The 20076-nt window shown below is 72.8% G+C and carries 18 protein-coding genes and 1 pseudogene; 15 read left to right on the top strand and 4 right to left on the bottom strand.

Going from position 1 to position 20076, the window contains the following annotated elements; genetic code table 11:
- The 12 genes and pseudogenes from ACL03H_RS23585 to ACL03H_RS23530 form a co-directional block, all read left to right on the top strand.
- A pseudogene (locus ACL03H_RS23585) lies at positions 1-253 on the top strand (hypothetical protein); the annotation flags it as partial.
- Positions 250-789 (top strand): DUF3558 family protein, encoded by a 540-nt coding sequence (locus ACL03H_RS23580; protein WP_412813500.1) that lies wholly within the window; start codon positions 250-252, stop codon positions 787-789. The pseudogene ACL03H_RS23585 and the gene ACL03H_RS23580, both read left to right, overlap by 4 nt.
- A 12-nt stretch (positions 790-801) precedes the next feature.
- Complete coding sequence (locus ACL03H_RS23575) at positions 802-2190, top strand: PPE domain-containing protein (RefSeq protein WP_412813499.1); 1389 nt, start codon at positions 802-804, stop codon at positions 2188-2190.
- Between the two features lie 83 nt (positions 2191-2273).
- Positions 2274-3098: an ESX secretion-associated protein EspG gene (locus ACL03H_RS23570; protein ID WP_412813498.1), complete on the top strand. Its 825-nt coding sequence runs from the start codon at positions 2274-2276 to the stop codon at positions 3096-3098.
- Between the two features lie 129 nt (positions 3099-3227).
- Positions 3228-4544: a M16 family metallopeptidase gene (locus ACL03H_RS23565; RefSeq protein WP_412813497.1), complete on the top strand. Its 1317-nt coding sequence runs from the start codon at positions 3228-3230 to the stop codon at positions 4542-4544.
- Entirely contained in the window at positions 4541-5908 is a 1368-nt protein-coding gene (locus tag ACL03H_RS23560; RefSeq protein WP_412813496.1) for a M16 family metallopeptidase, read from the top strand. Before ACL03H_RS23565 ends, ACL03H_RS23560 begins: the two co-directional genes overlap by 4 nt.
- A complete protein-coding gene (gene nudC, locus ACL03H_RS23555) occupies positions 5905-6819 on the top strand; it encodes an NAD(+) diphosphatase (protein WP_412813495.1) in 915 nt (304 codons plus the stop codon). Before ACL03H_RS23560 ends, nudC begins: the two co-directional genes overlap by 4 nt.
- A 230-nt stretch (positions 6820-7049) precedes the next feature.
- Positions 7050-9137 (top strand): ATP-dependent DNA helicase UvrD2, encoded by a 2088-nt coding sequence (locus tag ACL03H_RS23550; protein ID WP_412813494.1) that lies wholly within the window; start codon positions 7050-7052, stop codon positions 9135-9137.
- 130 nt (positions 9138-9267) lie between these two features.
- Entirely contained in the window at positions 9268-9480 is a 213-nt protein-coding gene (locus ACL03H_RS23545; protein WP_412813493.1) for a hypothetical protein, read from the top strand.
- Between the two features lie 179 nt (positions 9481-9659).
- Positions 9660-10052: a WhiB family transcriptional regulator gene (locus ACL03H_RS23540; RefSeq protein WP_412813492.1), complete on the top strand. Its 393-nt coding sequence runs from the start codon at positions 9660-9662 to the stop codon at positions 10050-10052.
- The gene (locus ACL03H_RS23535) at positions 10049-10285 is read left to right on the top strand and encodes a hypothetical protein (protein ID WP_412813491.1); all 237 of its coding nucleotides are present in this window, start codon (positions 10049-10051) and stop codon (positions 10283-10285) included. The genes ACL03H_RS23540 and ACL03H_RS23535 overlap by 4 nt, the downstream gene beginning before the upstream one ends.
- Before the next feature lie 11 nt (positions 10286-10296).
- Complete coding sequence (locus tag ACL03H_RS23530; protein WP_412813490.1) at positions 10297-11157, top strand: class I SAM-dependent methyltransferase; 861 nt, start codon at positions 10297-10299, stop codon at positions 11155-11157.
- A gap of 7 nt (positions 11158-11164) precedes the next feature.
- On the opposite strand, the gene ACL03H_RS23525 is transcribed toward ACL03H_RS23530, so the two are convergent.
- Together ACL03H_RS23525 and ACL03H_RS23520 are read right to left on the bottom strand one after the other, a co-directional pair.
- Positions 11165-12484 (bottom strand): ABC1 kinase family protein, encoded by a 1320-nt coding sequence (locus tag ACL03H_RS23525; RefSeq protein ID WP_412813489.1) that lies wholly within the window; start codon positions 12482-12484, stop codon positions 11165-11167.
- Positions 12485-12699: 215 nt separating this feature from the next.
- The gene (locus ACL03H_RS23520) at positions 12700-12849 is read right to left on the bottom strand and encodes a DUF5679 domain-containing protein (protein ID WP_412813488.1); all 150 of its coding nucleotides are present in this window, start codon (positions 12847-12849) and stop codon (positions 12700-12702) included.
- A 211-nt stretch (positions 12850-13060) separates the two neighbouring features.
- Between ACL03H_RS23520 and ACL03H_RS23515 the strand changes: the two genes are divergently transcribed.
- Positions 13061-13603, top strand: coding sequence for a M48 metallopeptidase family protein (locus ACL03H_RS23515; RefSeq protein WP_412813487.1), 543 nt, complete (start codon positions 13061-13063; stop codon positions 13601-13603).
- Positions 13604-13642: 39 nt separating this feature from the next.
- On the opposite strand, the gene ACL03H_RS23510 is transcribed toward ACL03H_RS23515, so the two are convergent.
- Entirely contained in the window at positions 13643-15088 is a 1446-nt protein-coding gene (locus ACL03H_RS23510; RefSeq protein ID WP_412813486.1) for a zinc-dependent metalloprotease, read from the bottom strand.
- A 164-nt stretch (positions 15089-15252) separates the two neighbouring features.
- On the opposite strand from ACL03H_RS23510, the gene ACL03H_RS23505 reads away from it, so the two are divergent.
- A complete protein-coding gene (locus ACL03H_RS23505; RefSeq protein ID WP_412813485.1) occupies positions 15253-16254 on the top strand; it encodes a YlbL family protein in 1002 nt (333 codons plus the stop codon).
- 115 nt (positions 16255-16369) lie between these two features.
- Here the strand turns inward: ACL03H_RS23505 and ACL03H_RS23500 are convergent, their stop codons facing one another.
- Positions 16370-16894, bottom strand: a complete 525-nt coding sequence (locus tag ACL03H_RS23500) for a PPA1309 family protein (protein WP_412813484.1) — start codon at positions 16892-16894, stop codon at positions 16370-16372.
- Positions 16895-17097: 203 nt separating this feature from the next.
- Between ACL03H_RS23500 and ACL03H_RS23495 the strand changes: the two genes are divergently transcribed.
- Positions 17098-19983: a UPF0182 family protein gene (locus ACL03H_RS23495; RefSeq protein WP_412813483.1), complete on the top strand. Its 2886-nt coding sequence runs from the start codon at positions 17098-17100 to the stop codon at positions 19981-19983.
- The last annotated feature ends 93 nt before the right edge of the window (positions 19984-20076 follow it).

Here is a 20076-nt window from a genome sequence, read left to right as displayed (position 1 = left end):
CGCGCTCGAAGGGCTGTACCGGCGCGCCTACGTGTTGCAGCGCGTCAAGGGGCTCGGTGATTACCCCGATGGCCAGCAGCTGACACGACGTTTCCAGGACAAGGCTGTCGATGCGGATGCGGGCGCGCTTCCGTTGCTCCGCCTGTTGCAAGAGGAACTCAAGAAGCAAGCGGAGGCATTTCGCGGAGCCGCGAGGGACTACCGCAACACCGACGAGCAGAACGCCGACGATCTTAGCCGAGGTATTCAGTGAGCAAGCTTGTACGAGCTGTGTCCGGTGTTGCGGCCGTGTTGGTCCTCGGTGGCCTGTCCGGGTGCGCGCTCGGGGGTGAGGCGGACCCGGAGGGTGTCGCGCCGACCTCTGGACCGGGGGAGGCGAACGGCTCGTTAGAAGCTTTTGATCCGTGCACGTTCTTCCAGTCTGGCGAATTGGCGGGCTGGGGGCTTCCGGCCAGGGGTGAGCCGTTCACGGTCGTCAGCTTCGAGCCCGGCTGCACCTGGGTCGGAGACCAGATGTCGCTGGTCTTGCAGAAGAACGTTGATGAATCGGTCGCGTCGTACGAGTCCAGTGGCAACTGGGAACGTTATGAGAAGACGAATATCGGCGGCCGTTCGGCGGCTTTGGCGAATGTTCCGGGAGGGGGCGCCACCGGTGGTTGTACGATGCTCGTGGATTCCGGCGGGGGCGTTGCGATCTATGCGGTATCCGGAAAACTTGCCGAGTCCGTGGATCCGTGTGCCGAGATCGAGAAGATCGCTGATCAGACCGCTTCGCGGTTGCCGGAATGAGGTGGGGGAATCATGGGGATCCTGTCCACGTTGGACAACGCTGGTTCTCGGGTGTTCGGCTGGGAGAGCTCCGCTGAGGCGGAGCGCCGGGAGCACGGGGAGGAAGCCACCCGGGTCGCCCAGCAGCAGCAGTCCCAGCTGGCGCAGCAGAACTCGGGGATGCACGTCCAGGGCTACGACAACCCGGCGATCACGCAGTGCGTGAACTGGTCGGGCTTCGGCCACGGGCAGATCTACTCGACGAACCAGGACTCGATCGACCAGGGCAAGGTCGGGGAGGTCGCCCAGGCCTGGGTCGAGTTCGCGAAGGCGCTGCGCGAGCGCGGTGAGAACTACGGCCGGGACATCCAGCAGATCGTCGAGGGCGGCTGGCAGGGCGAGGCGGCCGACACCGCGAAGGAGGTCGGCAAGCCGGCGTCCGACTGGATGAAGGCCAGCGCGGACGCCTTCGAGGTGACCGGCAACAACCTCAACGCCGCCGGGGAGGCCGCGGGGCAGGCCAGCAAGATGGTGCCGGAGCCGCAGGGCCACAGCTGGGGGCGGACCGCGGCGGCTTCGCTCCCGTTCGGCCCCGCCGCCGGGGGGATCGACGCGCTCTCCCAGATGGAGGAGCGCGAGCAGGCCGAGCAGGCCGCGCAGGAGACGATGGGTCGGGTCTACAGCCCGACGCTGTCCCAGGTGGACGCGAAGATGCCGCAGTACACCGGCCCGGACGGCACGGTGAAGGAACCGCCCGCGGCGAACCAGCCACCCGGCACCGACTGGGGTGGCGGCCCGGGAGCGAACGGGCTCGGCCCCGGGACCGGTGCGGGCATCGGCGACGGCGCCCGATCGCCCGGTGGCGGTTACGGCAGCGGGCTCAGCGGGCTGCCGGGCGGCTACGGCAGCGGTTCCGGCGGACCGGGCGGTTTCACGCCGAGCGCGCCCTCGGGTTCCGGCAGCCAGTGGGCCGGGAATCCCGGCGGCCCCGGTGCGGGCGGTTTCCCCGGCGGCGGTCCGGGCGCTGGTGGCGCTGGTGGTTTCCCCGGCGGCGGCGCGGGCGGTGTGGTCGGTGGGCTCGGCGGCGCGGGCGCGGGCGCCGGGCGCGGATCCGGTGCTGGCGGTGCCGGTCGCGGTGCGGGCGGTGCCGGTCGCGGGCTCGGTGGTGCTGGTCGCGGAGCCGGCGGTGTCGGAGCGGGCGGTCGCTCCGGGGTCGGCGGTGCGGGCGCGGTGGCCGGTGGCGCCGGGGCCCGCGGTGCGGGCGGTGGTCGCGGCGGCATGGGTGGCGGCATGGGCGGCGGTGGCCAGCGCGGGCAGAGCGGCGAGGACGCCGAGCACGAGCGCCCGTCGTGGCTGGAGGAGCACGACGACATCTGGATGAACGACATGCCCAAGACCGCGCCGCCGGTGCTGGGCGAGTGATCAGCGGTCGGCCGTCGGCGCGAAGCCGTCGGCCGGCCACCGCCGCCGGGGTCGGTGTCGGCATGTCGAGGGGGGAGAACGCAGTGGCCGTCGTGGGCTCGTGGCAGTTGCCGCCGGTGCACTTGGACGTGGCGCTCAAGCACTTGCGGATCGAGCGGTTGACGCTGCCGCTGAGCAGCAGGTCCGCCGGGTACACCGCGGAGCAGTTCAGCAGGACCGCCAAGGCCGAGCTGGAGCGGATGTACGCCAGCGGGGCGGTCGTCGACGACGAGGTCGCACCGCTGCTCGCCGAGGCGCTGGGGGTGCTCGCCACCCCGTACCTGTGGGTCGACTCGATGTGGTTCCCGCAGGTCGGCAGCGACCACTGCTGGCGGGCGCTGGCCGTGTTCACGGCGGGGAACCGGGTGGTGCTCGGCGTGCAGTCGCCGGGCGAGACCCCGCAGCGCGGTGGTCTGGTCACCGTCGAGGTGCATGAGAACGCCCCCCTGCCGCAGGTGCTGCTCGGCACGCTCCCGCCCGCGCGCCCCGGCGGGCAGGGACCCGCGCGGGTCCCGCGCAGCTCGTTCGCGCACCAGGGCGGGCCGGAGGACTTCGAGCGGGCGACCATGCTGGAGTCGGCCACCCCGGACCGCGGCAGCACCGGCGACCGGCAGGTCCGGCTCTACGAGACGATCGGACGCGCCCCGCACCAGCGCATCGGGCAGATCGCGGCGAACCTGCGCGATCAGCACGGCCGTCGGCGGCGTTCCAAGGTGGTGTCCTGGTTCGACAACCCGGAACCGGACGGGCGCTACCTGAACCGGATCGAGCGCGGCAGCTCCGGCGAGGAGGTCTACGCGATCCTCCCGGCCGATGCGCGCACCATCGGCGTCGAGATCGATTCGTTGATCGCCCAGGTGCGGTCCTGAGCCTGTGGACAACCCCCGGGGAGTTGTGGACAACTCCTCCGGGGGTGCGCGGTCGGATCGGGGTGGCGTGCACTGAGCGCAGCGAAGGGGGTACGCGCAGCGTTGCGCAGCGCACGTAGGCTGCGTGGCATGGTCGAACCCCCACTGCATCGCGTCACCCTGCCGAACGGGCTACGCGTGGTGCTCGCGCCGGATCCGGCGCAGGGCGCCGCCGGACGAGCCCCCGTCGTGGGCGTCAGCGTGCACTACGACGTGGGCTTCCGCTCCGAGCCGGAAGGCCGCACCGGATTCGCGCACCTGTTCGAACACCTCATGTTCCAGGGCAGCGAGAGCCTCGAGAAGCTGGCCCACTTCCGCCACGTGCAGGGCTCCGGCGGCACGTTCAACGGTTCGACGCACCAGGACTACACCGACTACTTCCAGGTGCTGCCCTCGGCCGCCCTGGAGCGCGCGCTGTTCCTGGAAGCCGACCGGATGCGGGCGCCGAAGCTCACCGAGGAGAACCTGCGCAACCAGGTCGACGTGGTGAAGGAGGAGATCCGGCTCAACGTCCTCAACCGCCCCTACGGCGGGTTCCCGTGGATCCTGCTGCCGCCGGTGCTCTACTCCACCTTCGCCAACGCGCACAACGGCTACGGCGACTTCACCGACCTGGAGCAGGCGACCGTCGACGACTGCGCCGCCTTCTTCGACACCTTCTACGCCCCCTCCAACGCCGTGCTCACCATCGCGGGCGACTTCGAGGTGGAGCACGCGACCGAACTGGTGCACCGGCACTTCGGCGACGTCCCGGCCCGCGACACCCGGCCGCGCCCCTCGTTCGCCGAGCCGTTCCCGACGCAGCCGCTCTCCGGGGTGCACGCCGACCCGCACGCGCCGCTGCCCGCGATCGCGCTCGGGCACCGGCTGCCGGACCCGGTCGGGGAGCTCGATCAGTACCTGGCGCACATCGTGCTGGCAGCGGTGCTCACCGACGGCGACGCGGCCAGGTTGCAGCAGCGCATGGTCTACCAGGACCCGCTGGTCGTCGACGTGCACGTGGGCTGCGGGCTGATGGGCGCGCCGCTGGACGCCCGGGACCCGGACACCTTCACCCTCACCGCCATCCACACCCCGGAGGTGGAGCCGGAGCGGGTCATCGGCGCCGTGGACGCCGAGCTGGAGGCGCTCGCCGCCACCGGCCCCACCGCGGAGGAGCTGTCCCGCGTGACCTCGCGCTGGGTGGCTTCGCTGCACCGCGAACACGACCGCGTCATCTCCCGCACGCTGGACCTCGGCAGCGCCGAGCTGATCCACGGCCGCGCCGAGCTGATCGCGGAGCTGCCGAACCGGATCGCCCAGGTCGGCGCCGAGCACGTGGCCGCCGCCGCCAAGGCCCTCACCCCGGACGCGCGGGCCACCCTGCGCGTGCAGCCCGACCCGAACTCCGCAGGAGGCGCGGCATGACCCAGGCCACCCACCGCAGCGCCGAGGAGATCGGCCGCACCGACGCGGGCCCGCGCCCGCTGCCGCCGCTGGGCGAGCCCCGCCCGCTGCGCACCCCCGACGTCGTGGACACCGAGCTGCCCAACGGCCTGCGCCTCATCGCCGCCCGGCACGGCGCGGTGCCGATGGTCGAGGCCCGGTTGCGCATCCCGTTCGCGGGGGAGGACGCCGCGCACGCCGCGCGCGCCGAGGTGCTCGCCGAGACGGTGCTGACCGGCACCGCGACCCGCGACCGGGTGCAGGTGGACACCGACCTCGCGGCCGTCGGCGGCGAGCTGCACGCCGTGGTCGACCCGGAGCGGCTCAGCTTCGTCGGCAGCGCGCTGTCCAGCGGGCTGGACACGCTGCTGGAGGTGCTCGCCGACGCGCTCACCGGCGCCGCCTACACCTCCGACGAGGTCGCGGGGGAACGGGATCGCCTGGTGGAGCGGCTGGCCGTCGCCCGCTCGCAGCCGCGCGTGATCGCCCGCGAGGAGCTGCAGCGGCACCGCTACGGCGACCACCCGTTCGTCCGCGAGGTGCCGCAGGCCTCGGACGTCGGCGAGGTCGGCCCCGAGCACGTCCGCGAGCTGCACGCCCGGTCGGTGCTGCCGCGCGGCGCGACCCTGGTGCTCGTCGGCGACCTGGACCCGCACACCGCGGTCGACGAGGTCGCCCGGGTCCTCGGCGGCTGGCGGTCCGACGCGACGGCCGCGGAGCTGCCCGCGCTGCCCGAACTGCTCGGCGGCGACGTGCGCCTCGTGCACCGGGACGGTGCCGTGCAGTCGCAGCTGCGGCTGTCCGCGCAGGGCCTGCACCGCACCGACGAGCGCTACCCGGCGTTGCAGATCGCGAACCTGAGCTTCGGCGGCTACTTCTCCTCCCGGCTGGTGGAGAACATCCGCGAGGACAAGGGCTACACCTACGGCGCGCACTCGTCGTTCGAGTTCACCAAGGCCAACGGCACGATCCTGGTCGACGCCGACACCGCCAGCGAGGTCACCGCGGCCGCGCTGCTGGAGATGCGCTACGAGTTCGGTCGCATGGCGCTGGTGCCGCCGACCGACGCGGAGGTGGAGTCGGCCCGGCAGTACGCCATCGGCGGCCTGCTCACCTCCACGTCCTCGCAGGCGGGGATGGCGTCCATGCTCGCGACGCTGGCCGCCGCCGGGCTCGACCACCACTGGCTGTCCGCGCACCCGGACCGGCTGCGGGCCGTCACCGCCGAGCAGGTCGCCGAGGCCGCGCGGCTGTACTCGCCGACCCGGTTCACCGGAGTCGTGGTGGGCGACGCGGCGAAGATCGGGGACGGGCTGGCAGCGCTCGGCGGGGTGGTGCTGCCGTGACCGGAGCGACGACCGCGGCGGGAGAGTTCCTGCTGGACTCCGCCCCGCTGCTGTCCCGGTCGACGGTCGATCGCACCGAGTTGCTGCGCGACGGCCCGGCCGCGGATCTGTGGTCCGCCGGCCGGGTGCTGCTGGTCGACGGCAAGGGCCGCACCCAGCTCACCCCCGAGGGCGGCCTCGGCTACGAGGACGCGGCGGTGTTCGGCGAGCAGCCGACACCGCACGCGGTGCTGCTGGGCAGCGAGCAGGGCATCACCTACTGGGCGCTGCGCACCGAGCGCGACGGCGCGCAGGAGGGCTGGCAGGACCTGCGGATCGCGGGCGGGCAGCTCGACGACACCGACGCGGGCCTGCTCACCACCGCCGTCGGCCTGCTCAACTGGCACGACCACTCGCGGTACTGCGCGGTGTGCGGGGCGGCCACCAACCGGGTGAAGCTCGGCTGGGCGCGGCGCTGCTCCGGCTGCGACCGCGAGGAGTACCCGCGCACCGACCCGGCGGTGATCTGCCTCGTGCACGACGGTGCCGACCAGGTCCTGCTGGCCCGGCAGCCGGTGTGGCCGCCGGAGCGGTTCTCGGTGCTCGCCGGGTTCGTCGAGGTCGGCGAGTCGCTGGAGGCGTGCGTGCGGCGGGAGGTCCAGGAGGAGGTCGGGGTGCGGGTCGAGGAGGTCCGCTACCTCGGCAGCCAGCCGTGGCCCTTCCCGCGCTCGCTGATGCTCGGCTTCGCGGCGATCGCCGACCCGGCCGAGCCGCTGATCCCCGCGGACGGCGAGATCGAGGAGGCCCGCTGGGTCTCCCGCGCCGACGTGCGGGCCGCGATGAGCACCGAGGACGGCATCATCCCCGGCCTGCGCCTGCCGCCCAGCGTCTCCATCGCGCATCGGATGCTCAGGGGCTGGGCCTTCGCCTGACGGCGGGAGCACCGTCCGGCGGCCCGCGCGGCGGTTGCGGAACCCGGCTCCCGCGCTGCGGGATCGATCGGAGGTGCGTCGGTCCTCGGCGGGCGGCCGCCGCGATCCGTCGGCTCCACCGCTGACCCGGCGGCGGCCACCCGATCGCGGCAGCGGTCGCCCCGGCGCCCCGCGCGGCTCGCGGTGGGGTTGCGGGGGCGGGGGCGGGTGCTTCTGCGAGGATGCCGGGCATGGCCGATCAACCGCGACTGCTGGAAGGACTCGATCCGGAGCAGCGGGCGGCGGTCACCGCCCCGCGGGGCCCGGTGTGCGTGCTCGCGGGCGCGGGCACCGGCAAGACCCGGACCATCACGCACCGCATCGCGCACCTGGTGGAGCGCGGGCTCGTCGTCCCCCAGCAGGTGCTGGCCGTGACCTTCACCGCTCGCGCGGCGGGGGAGATGCGCACCCGGCTGCGCTCCCTCGGCGCCGCCGGGGTGCAGGCGCAGACCTTCCACGCCGCCGCCTTCCGGCAGCTGCGCTACTTCTGGCCCCGGGTGCACGACTCCCCGGTGTGGCCGCTGGTGGACAACAAGTTCCGGCTGGTCGTGCAGGCGGCGCAGCGCGTCGGGCTGTCCACCGAGAAGGAGTCCGTGCGCGACCTCGCCGGTGAGATCGAGTGGTCCAAGTCCTGCCTGATCTCGCCCGACCAGTACGCGACCGCCGCCGCTCGCGCCGGCCGCGACGTGCCGGTGGTCCCGCAGCAGCTCGCGAAGGTGTTCAGCACCTACGAGCAGCTCAAGAACGACGCGCGGGTGCTCGACTTCGACGACCTGCTGCTGCACACCGTCGCGATCCTGGAGGAGCACGCCGAGGTCGCCGAGGAGTTCCGCGGCCGGTACCGGTCCTTCGTCGTCGACGAGTACCAGGACGTCAACCCGCTGCAGCAGCGCGTGCTCGACGCCTGGCTCGGCAACCGGGACGACCTGACGGTGGTCGGCGACGCGAACCAGACCATCTACTCCTTCGCCGGGGCCGCGCCGAAGTGGCTGATCGGCTTCCCCAAGCGCTTCCCGGAGGCGACCGTGGTGCGCCTGGAGCGGGACTACCGGTCCACCCCCCAGGTGGTCTCGCTGGCCAACCAGGTGATCGGCGCCGCCCGGGAACGCCCGGCGGGCACCCGGCTGCGGCTGATCGGGCAGCGCCCGGACGGCCCGGAGCCGGACTTCGCCGAGTACGACCACGAACCCGCCGAGGCCGAGGCCATCGCCCGCAAGATCGCCGTGCTGGCCGGGCGCGGGGTGGCGCTGTCGGAGATCGCGATCCTGTTCCGGGTCAACGCCCAGTCCGAGGTGTACGAGAAGGCCCTCTCCGATGCCGAGATCCCGTACCAGGTGCGCGGCGGCGAGCGGTTCTTCCACCGCGCCGAGGTGCGCCAGGCGGTGCTGGCGCTGCGCACCGCCGCCCACCGGGGCGAGGAGCCGGGCGCGGACCTGCCCGGTTCGGTGCGGAGCGCGCTGGCCGGCGCGGGGCTCACCGAGGAACCCCCGGCCGGTGGCGCGGCCCGCGAGCGCTGGGAGTCCCTGATCGCGCTCGTGGAGCTGGCCGAGGAGCTCGCCGCCGTCGCGCCGGACGCCGGGCTCGCCCGCTACGTCGCGGAGCTGGAGCAGCGCGCCGAGTCGCAGCACCCGCCGACCGTGGAGGGCGTCACCCTCGCCTCGCTGCACTCCGCCAAGGGCCTGGAGTGGGACGCGGTGTTCCTCGCCGGGCTCGCCGAGGGAACGATGCCGATCCAGCACGCCGACGACGACGCGGGCGTGGAGGAGGAGCGCAGGCTGCTCTACGTCGGCGTCACCCGCGCCCGCGAGCACCTGCACCTGTCCTGGGCGCTGGCGCGGGCCGCCGACGGTCGCCGCTACCGCCGCCGCAGCCGCTTCCTCTACGGCCTGGTCCCGGACCGGCATCCGGCGGCGCTGCCGGCGAAGACCCGCTCCCCCGAGCCCGGCCCGCCGCGCAGGCAGACCACCCCGCGCTGCCGCACCTGCGAATCGGTTCTGGTCAGCACGATGGACATCAAGCTGGGCCGCTGCTCGGACTGCCCGTCGGACGTGGACGAGGGCCTGCTCGACAGGCTGCGCGCCTGGCGCAGCGACCGCGCCCGGCAGCTCAAGGTCCCGTCCTACGTGGTGTTCACCGACGCCACCCTCACCGCGATCGCGGAGCAGCGCCCTGCCGACGAGGCCGCGCTGGTGGCGATCTCCGGGATCGGCGCGACCAAGATCCGCAAGTTCGGCGAGGACGTGCTCTCCCTCGTCCAGCACGACGCGAACCGGTCCTGAGCAGGAACTCCTCCTCCTTCGGCGGAACTTCGAAAAATCGGTTGCGGCGCTGTTCCGCCGCCTCATACTCTGCATCTGCGCGAGCCGCGGTGAACGGAACCCGGCGTGCTCTGGGAGGGAGGTGGCAGTGATGACCGACATTCAGACGCTCGGTACCCCTGGCCTCCCCGTGACCGGTCACGCCACCACCGCCCGGCCCTTCGCCGGGGGCACCGAGCTGTTCCGCGGGCGCACCGCGTCCAATCCCGGCCACGGCCGTCCCCTGACCACGCCGCGTCCGCAGGACGTCGGCTTCCCGGGCGACGACCGATTCGTGCCGGTTCGCGCGGAGCTCGATCCTTGATCCACTGATCAGAGGATCAGCTCCAGGTCTTCTTCGAGGCCGCGGACCCGCACCAGCCGGGTCCGCGGCCTCTTTTTTGCGTCTCCGCACCGGCCCCACGCCTTCCGACCTTGTTCCTGGGGAATGACCCCACACCGTCCGCTCGGGCACGTGCGCTGCCCGGCCAGACAGGAGGAGAGATGTTGACCATCAGCGTCCCGTCGCAGCCCGGCCAGGGCGTCGCAGGGGACGGCGCCGTCGGCGCCCTGCTCGACGCCGCCACCGGGGGACCCGAGGAGGTGCCCTGTCGCACCGACCCCGATCTGTGGTTCGCCGAGAGCCCCGGCGACCTGGAGCGCGCCAAGGCGCTGTGCGGGCGCTGCCCGCTCCGGGCCCGCTGCCTGGAGGGCGCGCTGTCCCGCGGCGAGCCGTGGGGGGTGTGGGGCGGGGAGATCTTCGAACGCGGCGCCGTCGTCGCGCGCAAGCGCCCCCGCGGCCGACCGCGCAAGCAACCCGCCCCGGCCGGTCCCGCGACCGTCGTGGCGGCCACCACCGCGAACACCCCGGAACCGAGGAAGGAGCAGGCGGCATGACCGACCCCCACCGCACCCGCATCCGTCGCTGCGCCCGGAACCACGACCAGGAGGACTCGACCCGAATGTTGCTCCCCGAAGACCTGTCCAGGATCCGACATCGAGAGCTGGTGGCCGAGGCGCGCCAGGACCGGCTGGCCCACCAGGTCACCGCGGCCCGCTGGTGGCGCCGCGTGGCCCGTTACGCGCAGCAGCGCGCGGACCGCAGCGAGGAGGCGATCACCGGGCCGTAGAGTGCACGGTCGTGGCTCACTCGCACGACGGAATCGACTGGGACGCCAAGGTGGCGCGGCTGCGCGAGGGCGATGAGCTCGCCGCGCCGGAGACCGCGGACCTGGTGCGCGACCTGCTCCGCCCGCAGGACCGCACGGTGATCGACGTCGGCGCCGGGGCGGGGGGAGCCGCGACCGCCTTCGCGGACGCGATGTGGGACACCGGGGGGACCATCGTCCTCGTCGACTCCGCTCCGGAGCTGCTGGCCGAGGCCAGGCGCAACACCACCGCCACGGCCGGGCCCGACGTGCGCGTGCTCTCGGTGCAGGCCGACGTGTCCCGCGGCGACCTGTCCGCCGTGGGCCAGGCCGACCTGGTCTTCGCCTCGTTCGTGGTGCACCACCTCCCGGATCAGCTGGCCGGGCTGCGGCGGCTGGTGAAGCTGATCCGCCCGGGTGGCCGGCTCGCGCTGGTCGAGTCCGGGCTGGAACCTCGGGTGCTGCCCTGGGACGTCGGCTTGGGCGAACCCGGCCTGGAGTCGCGACTGGCCGCCGCGCACGCCGAGTGGTTCCGGGAGATGCGGGACGGGATGCCGGGTTCGGTGCGGCTGCGCCGCGGCTGGGCGCAGGCGATGGCCGAGGCCGGGCTCGACGACGTGCTCACCTGGACGCAGCTGGTGGACCGCCCCGCGCCCGTCTCCGGCGCCGCGATGACGGCCGTGCTGCGCCGGCTGGAGCGGCTGCGCCGGGACGCCGAGGGCCGGGTGGCCCAGGCCGATCTGGACGCCGTGGACGCGCTGCTGGATCCCGGGGGAGAGCACTACGCGGGGAACCGGGACGACGTCTTCTACCTGCACGCGCAGACGATCCACGTCGGCACGCGGCGGGGCTGAGCCGCGCTCAGGACTCCTCGTCGGCGAAGCCGGGCTGCCAGCGACTGATGATCTTCCGGGCCTCGAACTCCGCGCCCAGCTGGCACAGGATCCCGGTCGCCCCGAGCGTCACCCGGTGGATCAGCAGGTAGTCCGGCGGCAGGTTCAGCGCCCGCCCGGTCCGGAAGTCGGGGCTGCGCAGGTCGCCGACGCGCTCGGCCTGCCGCTGCATCCAGGCGCGGTTGAAGTGGAACCGCTCCTCGCGCACCGGATCCACGAACGGGCCCAGGTAGGCGAGCACGTCCTCGGCCCGCAGCGCGCTGTCCGCGCGCACGAAGCGATCCGCGCGCAGCAGGTCCAGCAGATCCTCGGCCCGCTCCTGCTCGGCCAGCCGCAGCATCCGCCCCATCTCCGGCGGCAGCCCGTCGGGCAGCCGGGCCACCGCGCCGAAGTCCAGCACGATCAGCCTGCCGTCGGAGGAGAGCAGGAAGTTGCCCGGGTGCGGGTCGGCGTGCAGCAGGCCGGCCCGGGCGGGCGAGGAGAAGTGGAACTCGGCGAGCAGCCGACCCGCTTCGTCGCGCTGCGCCTGCTCGCCGTCCGCGATGATCGCGGACAGCGGGGTGCCGGTGATCCACTCGGAAACCATGACCTGCGGCGCGCTCGCCACGACCTTGGGTATCAGCACGTTCTCGTCGCCGTCGAAGGCGGCGGCGAACGCCCGCTGGTTGTCGGCCTCGGTGCGGTAGTCGAGCTCCTCGACCATCCGGTCCTGCAGCTCGGCGAGCAGCGGTTTGACCTCGGCGCCCGGCGCCAGCGACTGGAACAGGCGGGAGAACCGACTCAGCTGGCGCAGGTCGGAGCGCAGCGCCTCCCCGGCCCCCGGGTACTGGATCTTGACGGCGACGTCCCGGCCGTCGTGCCACACCGCGCGGTGCACCTGCCCGATGCTGGCCGCGGCGGCCGGGACGTCGTCGAACTCGGCGAAGCGGTCCCGCCAGGCCCTCCCCAGCTGTTGCTCCAGCACCCGCCGCACGCTGCTCCCGGACATCGGGGGCGCGGCGGACTGGAGCTTCGTCAGCGCCTCGCGGTACGGCTCCGCCATCTCGTCGGGGACCGCCGCCTCGAACACGCTGAGGGCCTGGCCGAACTTCATCGCGCCGCCCTTGAGCTGTCCCAGCACGGCGAACAGCTGTTCGGCGGTGCGCGCGGAGAGCTCCGCGTTGATCTCGTCGGCGGATTGGCCGCTGAGGCGCTTGCCCCACCCGGCGGCCACCCGCCCCGCGACGCCGAGCGGAAGGCTGGCCAGTTTGGCGGTCCGGTGCGCCGCCCGGCGAGGGATGTCGGTCACGAGGGGCTCCTTTGCCGAGCACAGGAGGGCCACCCCGGTTCCGCACGGTGTGCCGACCACCGGGGCCGCAGCACATCGTAGTGGTTCACCGACCGGTTGTGGGACGACCGAGCGGGGGTCGGCCGCCCCGCCGCGAGATTCGCCCCTGGTCGAGGTCCGCTGGAGGGAACCTCCCGGCCGAGGCCGCCGGAACAGCGCGACTTCCGCTCCGGCCCTCAGGCCTTGCCGAGGATGCGGGTCATGCGGGTGCCGCACACCGGGCAGGTGCCCTTGGCCATCCGGCGCCCGTTGGTCTCCGTGATCTCGCCGGAGAAGTCCCGCTTCTCCCGGCATTTCACGCAGTAGCCGTTGTAGGTCTCGGCCACGGCGTCCTCCTTGGGGTTGTGATCGCTACCGCGCGTGCCCGGGCGGGCACGCTGGAGGAACCGTACAGGTGGACGCATGGGGATGACTGCATTCCGGTGATCGCATGTTAGGGGGAATGGAGTAATTCGTTAGGTGATCACGCGCAGTAGGTCTGTGGAAAATCGCACTGCGATGTCCCGATGTCGGTGCCGCTCGCTAAGGTCAGTTCTCGTGGCAGAACCGCAGGTCGAGGTGCGTCGGAGCAAGCGCCGGCGGCAGACGGTCAGCGCGTACCGGGACGGCGACAAGGTCGTCGTGCTGCTCCCCGCCCGCATGAGCAGGGCGGAGGAGCGGAAGTGGGTGGCCGAGATGCTCAGCCGCCTGCGGCGCAGCGAGACCCGCCGCAGGTCGCCCGCGCGGGAGTCCGACGCGGCGCTGGCGCAGCGGTGCCTGGAGCTGTCCGAGCAGTACCTGGACGGCCGGGCCGAGCCGCGCTCGATCCGCTGGGTGCCGCCGATGCGCACCCGCTGGGCCTCCTGCACGCCGAGCAGCCGGACGATCCGGGTCAGCGAGCGGCTGCGGGACGTGCCGGGCTGGGTGCTGGACTACGTGCTGGTCCACGAACTCGCGCACCTGCTGGTCCCCGGGCACGGCGCCGACTTCTGGAAGTGGGTCAACCGCTACCCGAAGACCGAACGGGCGGTCGGCTACCTGGAAGGGGTCAACGCCGCGGCCGGGTTGGGGCTCACGACGGACGGCGACCCGGAGGGCTGAGCCCACCGGGCCGCCGCGGGCGGTGCTACCACCCGAACGTCACTTCGAGCCGTCCTCGCCGTCCTCGCGGGAGTCCTCGTCGCCGGCACCGGGGGAGCCCTCGGCGCGCTGCTGCTCGGCCTCCTCCGCGCGCTTGATCGCGGCGATCGGGTCGTCCAGGTCCGAGGAGCCGCCCCAGCGGTCCGCGAAGTCCAGCGGCTCGTCCAGGTCGGCGGCGTCCGGCAGCAGGTCCGGGTGGTCCCACACCCGGTCCCGGCTCTCGGTGCCGTGCCGCTCGGTCATCAGCCGCCACAGGTTCGCCGCGTCCCGCAGCCGTCGCGGCCGCAGCTCCAGCCCGATCAGGGTGGCGAAGGTCTGCTCGGCCGGACCACCGCTGGCCCGGCGCCTGCGAATCGTCTCGCTCAGCGCCTGCGAACCCGGGAGGCGTTCACCGAGCGCGTCGGCGACCACCACGTCCACCCAGCCCTCGACCAGGGCCAGCAGGGTCTCCAGGCGGGTCAGCGCGGCCTGCTGCTCCGGGGTCGTCTTCGGTTCCAGCAGGTTGGAGTTCATCAGCTCCTGCATCGAACCCGGATCAGTGGGGTCGATCTTGCTGGCGGCGTCCTCCAGCGAGGAGGTGTCGATCTGGATGCCGCGCGCGTACTCCTCCACCGTGACCAGCAGCCGCTGCCGCAGCCACGGCACGTGGCTGAACAACCGGTGGTGCGCGGCCTCCCGCGCGGCGAGGAACAGCGTCACCTCCTCCAGCGGGCGGTCCACGCCCTCGGCGAACCGGGCCACGTTCGCGGGCAGCAGCGCCGCCGTGCCCTCCGGCGCCAGCGGCAGACCGACGTCCGAGGAGGTCAGCACCTCCGCGCCGAGCTGCGCGAGGCTGTTGCCCAGCTGCGAGCCGAAGCCGAGCCCGCCCATCTGGCCGAGCATGGACAGCAGCGGCCCGGCGGCCTGCTTGGCCTCCGCGGGCAGCGCGTCCATCCACGCCGTCGACATCTGCTGCGCCACGGGATCGCAGAGCCGCTGCCAGGTCGGCAGCGTCTGCTCGACCCAGTCGACCGAGGACCAGGAACTCGCCGCCCGCGCGCCCGCCGGGAGCGAGGTCGTCGCGTCCAGCCACAGCTCGGCGAGGTGCACGGCGTCCTCGACGCCCTTGACCTCCTGCCTGCTGGGCCGCTCGGTGTTCTGCTTCGAGTGCAGCTGCTGCACGGCGAGCTGCTTGGCGAGGTCGTAGTTCACCGGCCCGGAACCGCCGCCGCCCGAGTGGCTGAGAACCTGGCCCAGCTGGGAGAACATCTGCCCCAGCTGGCCCATGTCGAAGTTCATCCCGCCGGGGATGCCGCCGCCGGGCAGCGCACCCCCGCTGAAGCCGAAACCGGACCCCTGTCCGGCATCACCGGCGCCCCCTTCGGAGGAGCGCCCCTGCGACGACTCCCCCTTGTCGCGGTCGTCGTCGGGATCCTGCGGGCTGAACCCGAACGGCATGTCACTCATGCCCCCACCGTACGCGGGTCGGGCCCGTCCGGATAAGCAGCTCGGCGACCCGGTCCGGGGCGGATCCACCGGTCACCGCCCGGCCGGCTGATCACCCGCCCGGGCGTCCGGCGCGGGGCGGGCACGTACCCTGTCGCCTCGTGAGCCGTCGAACCTGGACGTTATTGACCAGCGTCATCCTGGTGGCCGCCTTCGGACTGCTCGGGGCCTTCGTCCCGGTGCCGTTCGTGGCGCTCGGTCCCGGACCGACCTACAACACGCTGGGCGAGGAGGCCGGAACCCCGGTCATCCGCATCGACGGGCAGCAGACCTTCCCGACCGCCGGGAACCTGAACATGACCACGGTCTCGGTGACCGACCACCTCTCGATGCTCGGCGCGCTGGGGCTGTGGGTCAGCGGCCGCTACGCGCTGGCGCCCCGCGAGGTCTACTACCCGCCGGAGAAGACCGAGCAGCAGATCGAGCAGGAGAACACCCGGGCGTTCAACGACTCGCAGACCTCGGCCGAGACCGCGGCGCTGCACCACCTGGGCTACCCGACGAAGGTGCTGGCCGGCGAGGTCGTCAACGGCAGCCCGGCCGACGCGGTGCTGGAGCCCGGTGACCAGCTGATCGCGGTGAACGGAAAGCCGATCACCGATCCGGGCGCGCTGCAGGCGCTCGTCGGCGGGCACCGGCCGGGAGAGCGGATCGAGCTGACCCTGCGGCGCGGCGACGCCCCGGAGCGCACCGTCCCGGTCGTGCTCGGCACCGGCGCCGACGGCCGCCCGCAGGGCTTCCTCGGGGTCGCGGCGGTGGGCCGTCCGGACGTGCCGTTCGACATCAAGATCAGCCTCGCCGACGTCGGCGGCCCCTCCGCCGGTCTTATGTTCTCGCTGGCCATCATCGACAAGCTGACCCCGGGCGAGCTCAACGGCGGGCAGTTCGTCGCGGGCACCGGCGAGATCGACGCGGTCGGCAAGGTCGGCCCCATCGGCGGCATCCCGTTCAAGATGACCAAGGCCAAGGAAGCGGGGGCGACGACCTTCCTTGTCCCCGAGGGCAACTGCTCCGAGGCGAAGTCCCAGGCGCCCGAGGGCTTGCGGCTGGTCCGCGTCGGCACGCTGGACGACGCGACCACCGCCCTCGACGTGCTCCGCACCGGCGGTCAGCCCCGGAGCTGCTGAGGCCTCCGGGGACCTGCCCGCGAACCCGGCCCGCCGCGTCCCGGCAGCGAAGACGCCGGTCAGCGACCGGACCGGGTGACCGGCACCCTCGGCCGACCGGCTCGCGGGCGAACCGTCACGCGCTGAAGGTCTGGTGCAGGGCGTGCAGCAGGTTCGGCGCCAACGACGGGTCCTGCACCACCTCGCCGTCATCGCCGGACTGCCGCAGCCGCAGCGCGCAGGTCTCGGACCCGGTCCGCAGCACCGCCGCGACCAGCCGCGCCTCCTGGCGGTCGGGGTGCTCGGCGGCCGCGCGCCGGGCCTGCTCGTCCTCCGCGGGCAGCGCGGACTCCGCCTCCGGCGGCAGCACCACGATCTCCTGCACCAGCGCGCACCCCGCGACCTGCTCCGGCCACACGATCCGGGACAGCGCCTCCGCGAGGTCCTCGGCGGGCAGCGAGTCCTGGGCGATCGGCGTCAGCGGGGAACCGGCGTCCAGCTCGGCGGCCAGGTTCGGCTCGGCGGCGATCAGCTGGGCGGTGGGGACGAGCGCGAAGACCTGGGTGGGCTGGTCCCAGCCCGCGGCGGCCACGAACTCCTCGATCTCGCGGGCGGCTCCGGGCAGGGCGGCGGCGAGGTCCTCGCCGTGAGCGGCTGACATGCGCTCCATGGTCCCACCCGCCCCGGGCCAGGGGCGGACCCGTCGCGACCAGGCGATCTGATGTCGGATTCGCCGGAATTCGAGTGCGATCGGGGGAACCCGCGAGGGCGTCGTAGAGTTGAACATCGCAAGGGGCGTGCCACGTCCCGGCCCGTCGATCGTCGCCTGGAGTGTGCCCTGTGGCCATGCGGCCCCCGGTTGGAATGCCGAAACTGTCCCGGCGGAGCCGGATCCTGCTGATCATCGGCGTGCTCGTGCTCGCCGCCCTGATCCTGTGGTCCAGCCTGGTCGGCGCCTACGTCGACTGGCTCTGGTACGGCGAGGTCGGGTACCGCGAGGTGTTCACGACCCAGCTGCTGAGCCGCCTCGGGCTCGGCGCCGCCGCCGCGCTCTTCCTCGGCGCGGTGCTGCTGCTGAACCTGTGGATCGCCTACCGCAGCCGACCGGTCTTCGTGCCGATCAGCGGCCCGGACGACCCGCTCGCCCGGTACCGGACGCTGATCAGCGCCCGCCCCGCGCTGTTCGCCTTCGGCATTCCCGCGGTCGTCGCCGTGCTCGGCGGGCTCGCCGCCCAGGCCGACTGGCAGACGCTGCAGCTGTTCCTGCACAGCACGCCGTTCGGGCAGACCGATCCCGAGTTCGGCCACGACATCAGCTTCTACACCTTCGAGCTGCCGTTCTACCGGTGGCTGCTGGCCTGGGCGTTCGTCGCGGTCACCGTGGCCTTCATCGGGGCGCTGGTCACGCACTACATCTTCGGCGGCGTGCGGCTCGCCGGCCGCGCCGGGCAGCTGTCCGCGCCGACCAGGATGCAGCTGGCGATCCTCGCCGGGCTGTTCGTCCTGCTCAAGGCCGTCGACTACTTCTTCGACCGGTACGACCTGCTGCTGTCCCAGCGGAACCCGCTGTTCACCGGTGCCACCTACACCGACCTGAACGCGGTGATGCCCGCGAAGCTGATCCTGCTGTGCATCGCGGTGTTCTGCGCCATCGCGTTCTTCGCCGCCGTCTTCCTGCGCGATCTGCGGATCCCGGCGCTGGCCACCGTGCTGCTGGTGCTCTCCAGCGTGCTCGTCGGTGCCGTCGGCCCGGCGCTGCTGGAGCAGTTCTCGGTGCGCCCCAACGCCAACCAGCGCGAGGCCGAGTCGATCCGGCGCAACATCGCCGCCACCAGGCAGGCCTTCGACATCGGCGCCGACAAGGTCGAGGTGCACGACTACCCCGGCGTGACCAACCTGCGCCCGCAGCAGGTCGCCGACGACACCGGCACCATCCCGAACATCCGGCTGCTGGACCCCAGCGTCCTGTCCGACACGTTCACGCAGCTCACCCAGCAGTACAACTTCTACGGCTTCCCGGACAAGCTCGACGTCGACCGCTACCGGGACAAGACGGGCCAGCTGCAGGACTACCTGGTCGCGCTCCGCGAGATCAACACCGCCGGGCTGGCCGCGAACCAGCAGTCGTGGATCAACCAGCACATGGTCTACACGCACGGCAACGGCTTCGTGAGCGCGCCCGCGGACCGCGTCGACTCCACCTTCGAGGAGGGCCGCACCCAGGGCGGGTACCCGGTGTTCTCCGTCAGCGACGTCGCCAACGACGGCCGCGGGGAGATCCCGGTGGACCAGCCGCGCTCCTACTACGGCGAGCTGGCCTCCACCTACGCCATCGTCGGCGGCGACCCGGGCGAGGCGCCCCGCGAGTACGACACCGACCGCAGCGCCTACACCTACGAGGGCCTGGGCGGCGTGCCGATCGGGAACTGGTTCAACCGCCTGGTGTTCGCCGCGCACTACGTCGAGCGCAACATCCTGTTCAACCAGGCCATCGGGGAGAACTCGAAGATCATCTACGAGCGGAACCCGCGCGACCGGGTGCAGAAGGTCGCGCCCTGGCTCAAGGTCGACGGCGATCCCTACCCCGCGGTGGTCGACGGCCGCATCAAGTGGATCGTCGACGGCTACACGACGCTGAACAACTACCCGTACTCGGAGCTGACCGAGCTCGGCGAGGCCACCAACGACACGCTGCCCGGCGTGCAGCGGCAGCCGAACCAGCAGATCAACTACATCCGCAACTCGGTGAAGGCCACCGTGGACGCCTACGACGGCAACGTCGAGCTCTACGAGACCGACGACTCCAAGCCCGACCCCGTGCTCAAGGCGTGGGAGGGCGTGTTCCCCGGCGTCGTCAAGCCCTCCTCCGAGATCAGCCCCGAGCTGCGCGAGCACTTCCGGTACCCGGAGGACCTGTTCAAGGTGCAGCGCTCGCTGCTGACCGAGTACCACGTGGACGACCCCGCCGACTTCTACTCCACCCAGACCTTCTGGGAAGTCCCGCCCGACCCCACCAGCGGAGGCCAGGGCGGCACGGCCCGCGAGGGCAACCAGCAGCCGCCGTACTACGTGCTGGCCCAGGTCGAGGGGCAGGACCAGCCGACCTTCCAGCTCACCAGCGCGCTCACCGCGCTGCGGCGGCAGAACCTCGCCGCCTGGGTGTCGGCCTCCTCGGACCCGCAGAACTACGGCAAGCTCACCGTGCTGCGGCTGCCCACCGACACCCAGACGGCCGGCCCGAACCAGGTCCAGAACCAGATGGAGTCCACTCCGGAGGTCACGGAGAACCGGACCCTGTTCAACAACCCCAACGTCAACGCGATCTTCGGCAACCTGCTGACGCTGCCCGTCAAGGGCGGGCTGCTCTACGTCGAACCCATCTACATCCAGCGCAACGAGCAGGACTCCTACCCCCAGCTCGCGCGGGTGCTGGTCTCCTTCGGCGGCAACGTCGGCTTCGCCGAAACGCTGCCCAAGGCGCTGGAACAGGTCTTCGGTGCCGGAGCGGGCGACGCCACCGGGGACGGCTCCGACCAGCGACCGCCGTCACCGCAGCCCCCCGGCCAGCAGCCGCCTCCCGGGCAGCAGCCCACGCCGGAACTGCGCGGCGCCGTCAACGACATCCAGGGCGCCCTGGAGCGGGTGCGCAGCTCGCAGGAGTCCGGTGACCTCGGGCAGCTCGGCACCGCGCTGCAAGAGCTCGAACGCGCCGTAGGCCGGTTCGAGCAGCTCCAGGGCTCCGGGGGCTGAGTCGGCGGGAACCCGGGGGGGGGGGGGGGGGGGGGGGGGGGACACCCCCCCCCCCCCCCCCCCCCCCCCCCCCCCCCCCCCCCCCCCCCCCCC

The sequence above is a fragment of the Saccharopolyspora antibiotica genome, from assembly GCF_047200635.1.
Taxonomy (GTDB): Bacteria; Actinomycetota; Actinomycetes; order Mycobacteriales; family Pseudonocardiaceae; genus Saccharopolyspora_C.
Note: the sequence above shows the minus strand (reverse complement) of the source record. Positions and strands in the feature narration are given on the sequence as shown.

Coding starts and splice junctions, on each gene's coding strand:
- ACL03H_RS23575 (WP_412813499.1), top strand. CDS start 802: ATGGGGATCCTGTCCACGTTGGACAACGCTGGTTCTCGGGTGTTCGGC.
- ACL03H_RS23565 (WP_412813497.1), top strand. CDS start 3,228: ATGGTCGAACCCCCACTGCATCGCGTCACCCTGCCGAACGGGCTACGC.
- ACL03H_RS23560 (WP_412813496.1), top strand. CDS start 4,541: ATGACCCAGGCCACCCACCGCAGCGCCGAGGAGATCGGCCGCACCGAC.
- ACL03H_RS23550 (WP_412813494.1), top strand. CDS start 7,050: ATGGCCGATCAACCGCGACTGCTGGAAGGACTCGATCCGGAGCAGCGG.
- ACL03H_RS23545 (WP_412813493.1), top strand. CDS start 9,268: ATGACCGACATTCAGACGCTCGGTACCCCTGGCCTCCCCGTGACCGGT.
- ACL03H_RS23540 (WP_412813492.1), top strand. CDS start 9,660: ATGTTGACCATCAGCGTCCCGTCGCAGCCCGGCCAGGGCGTCGCAGGG.
- ACL03H_RS23535 (WP_412813491.1), top strand. CDS start 10,049: ATGACCGACCCCCACCGCACCCGCATCCGTCGCTGCGCCCGGAACCAC.
- ACL03H_RS23510 (WP_412813486.1), bottom strand. CDS start 15,088: ATGAGTGACATGCCGTTCGGGTTCAGCCCGCAGGATCCCGACGACGAC.
- ACL03H_RS23500 (WP_412813484.1), bottom strand. CDS start 16,894: ATGTCAGCCGCTCACGGCGAGGACCTCGCCGCCGCCCTGCCCGGAGCC.
- ACL03H_RS23495 (WP_412813483.1), top strand. CDS start 17,098: ATGCCGAAACTGTCCCGGCGGAGCCGGATCCTGCTGATCATCGGCGTG.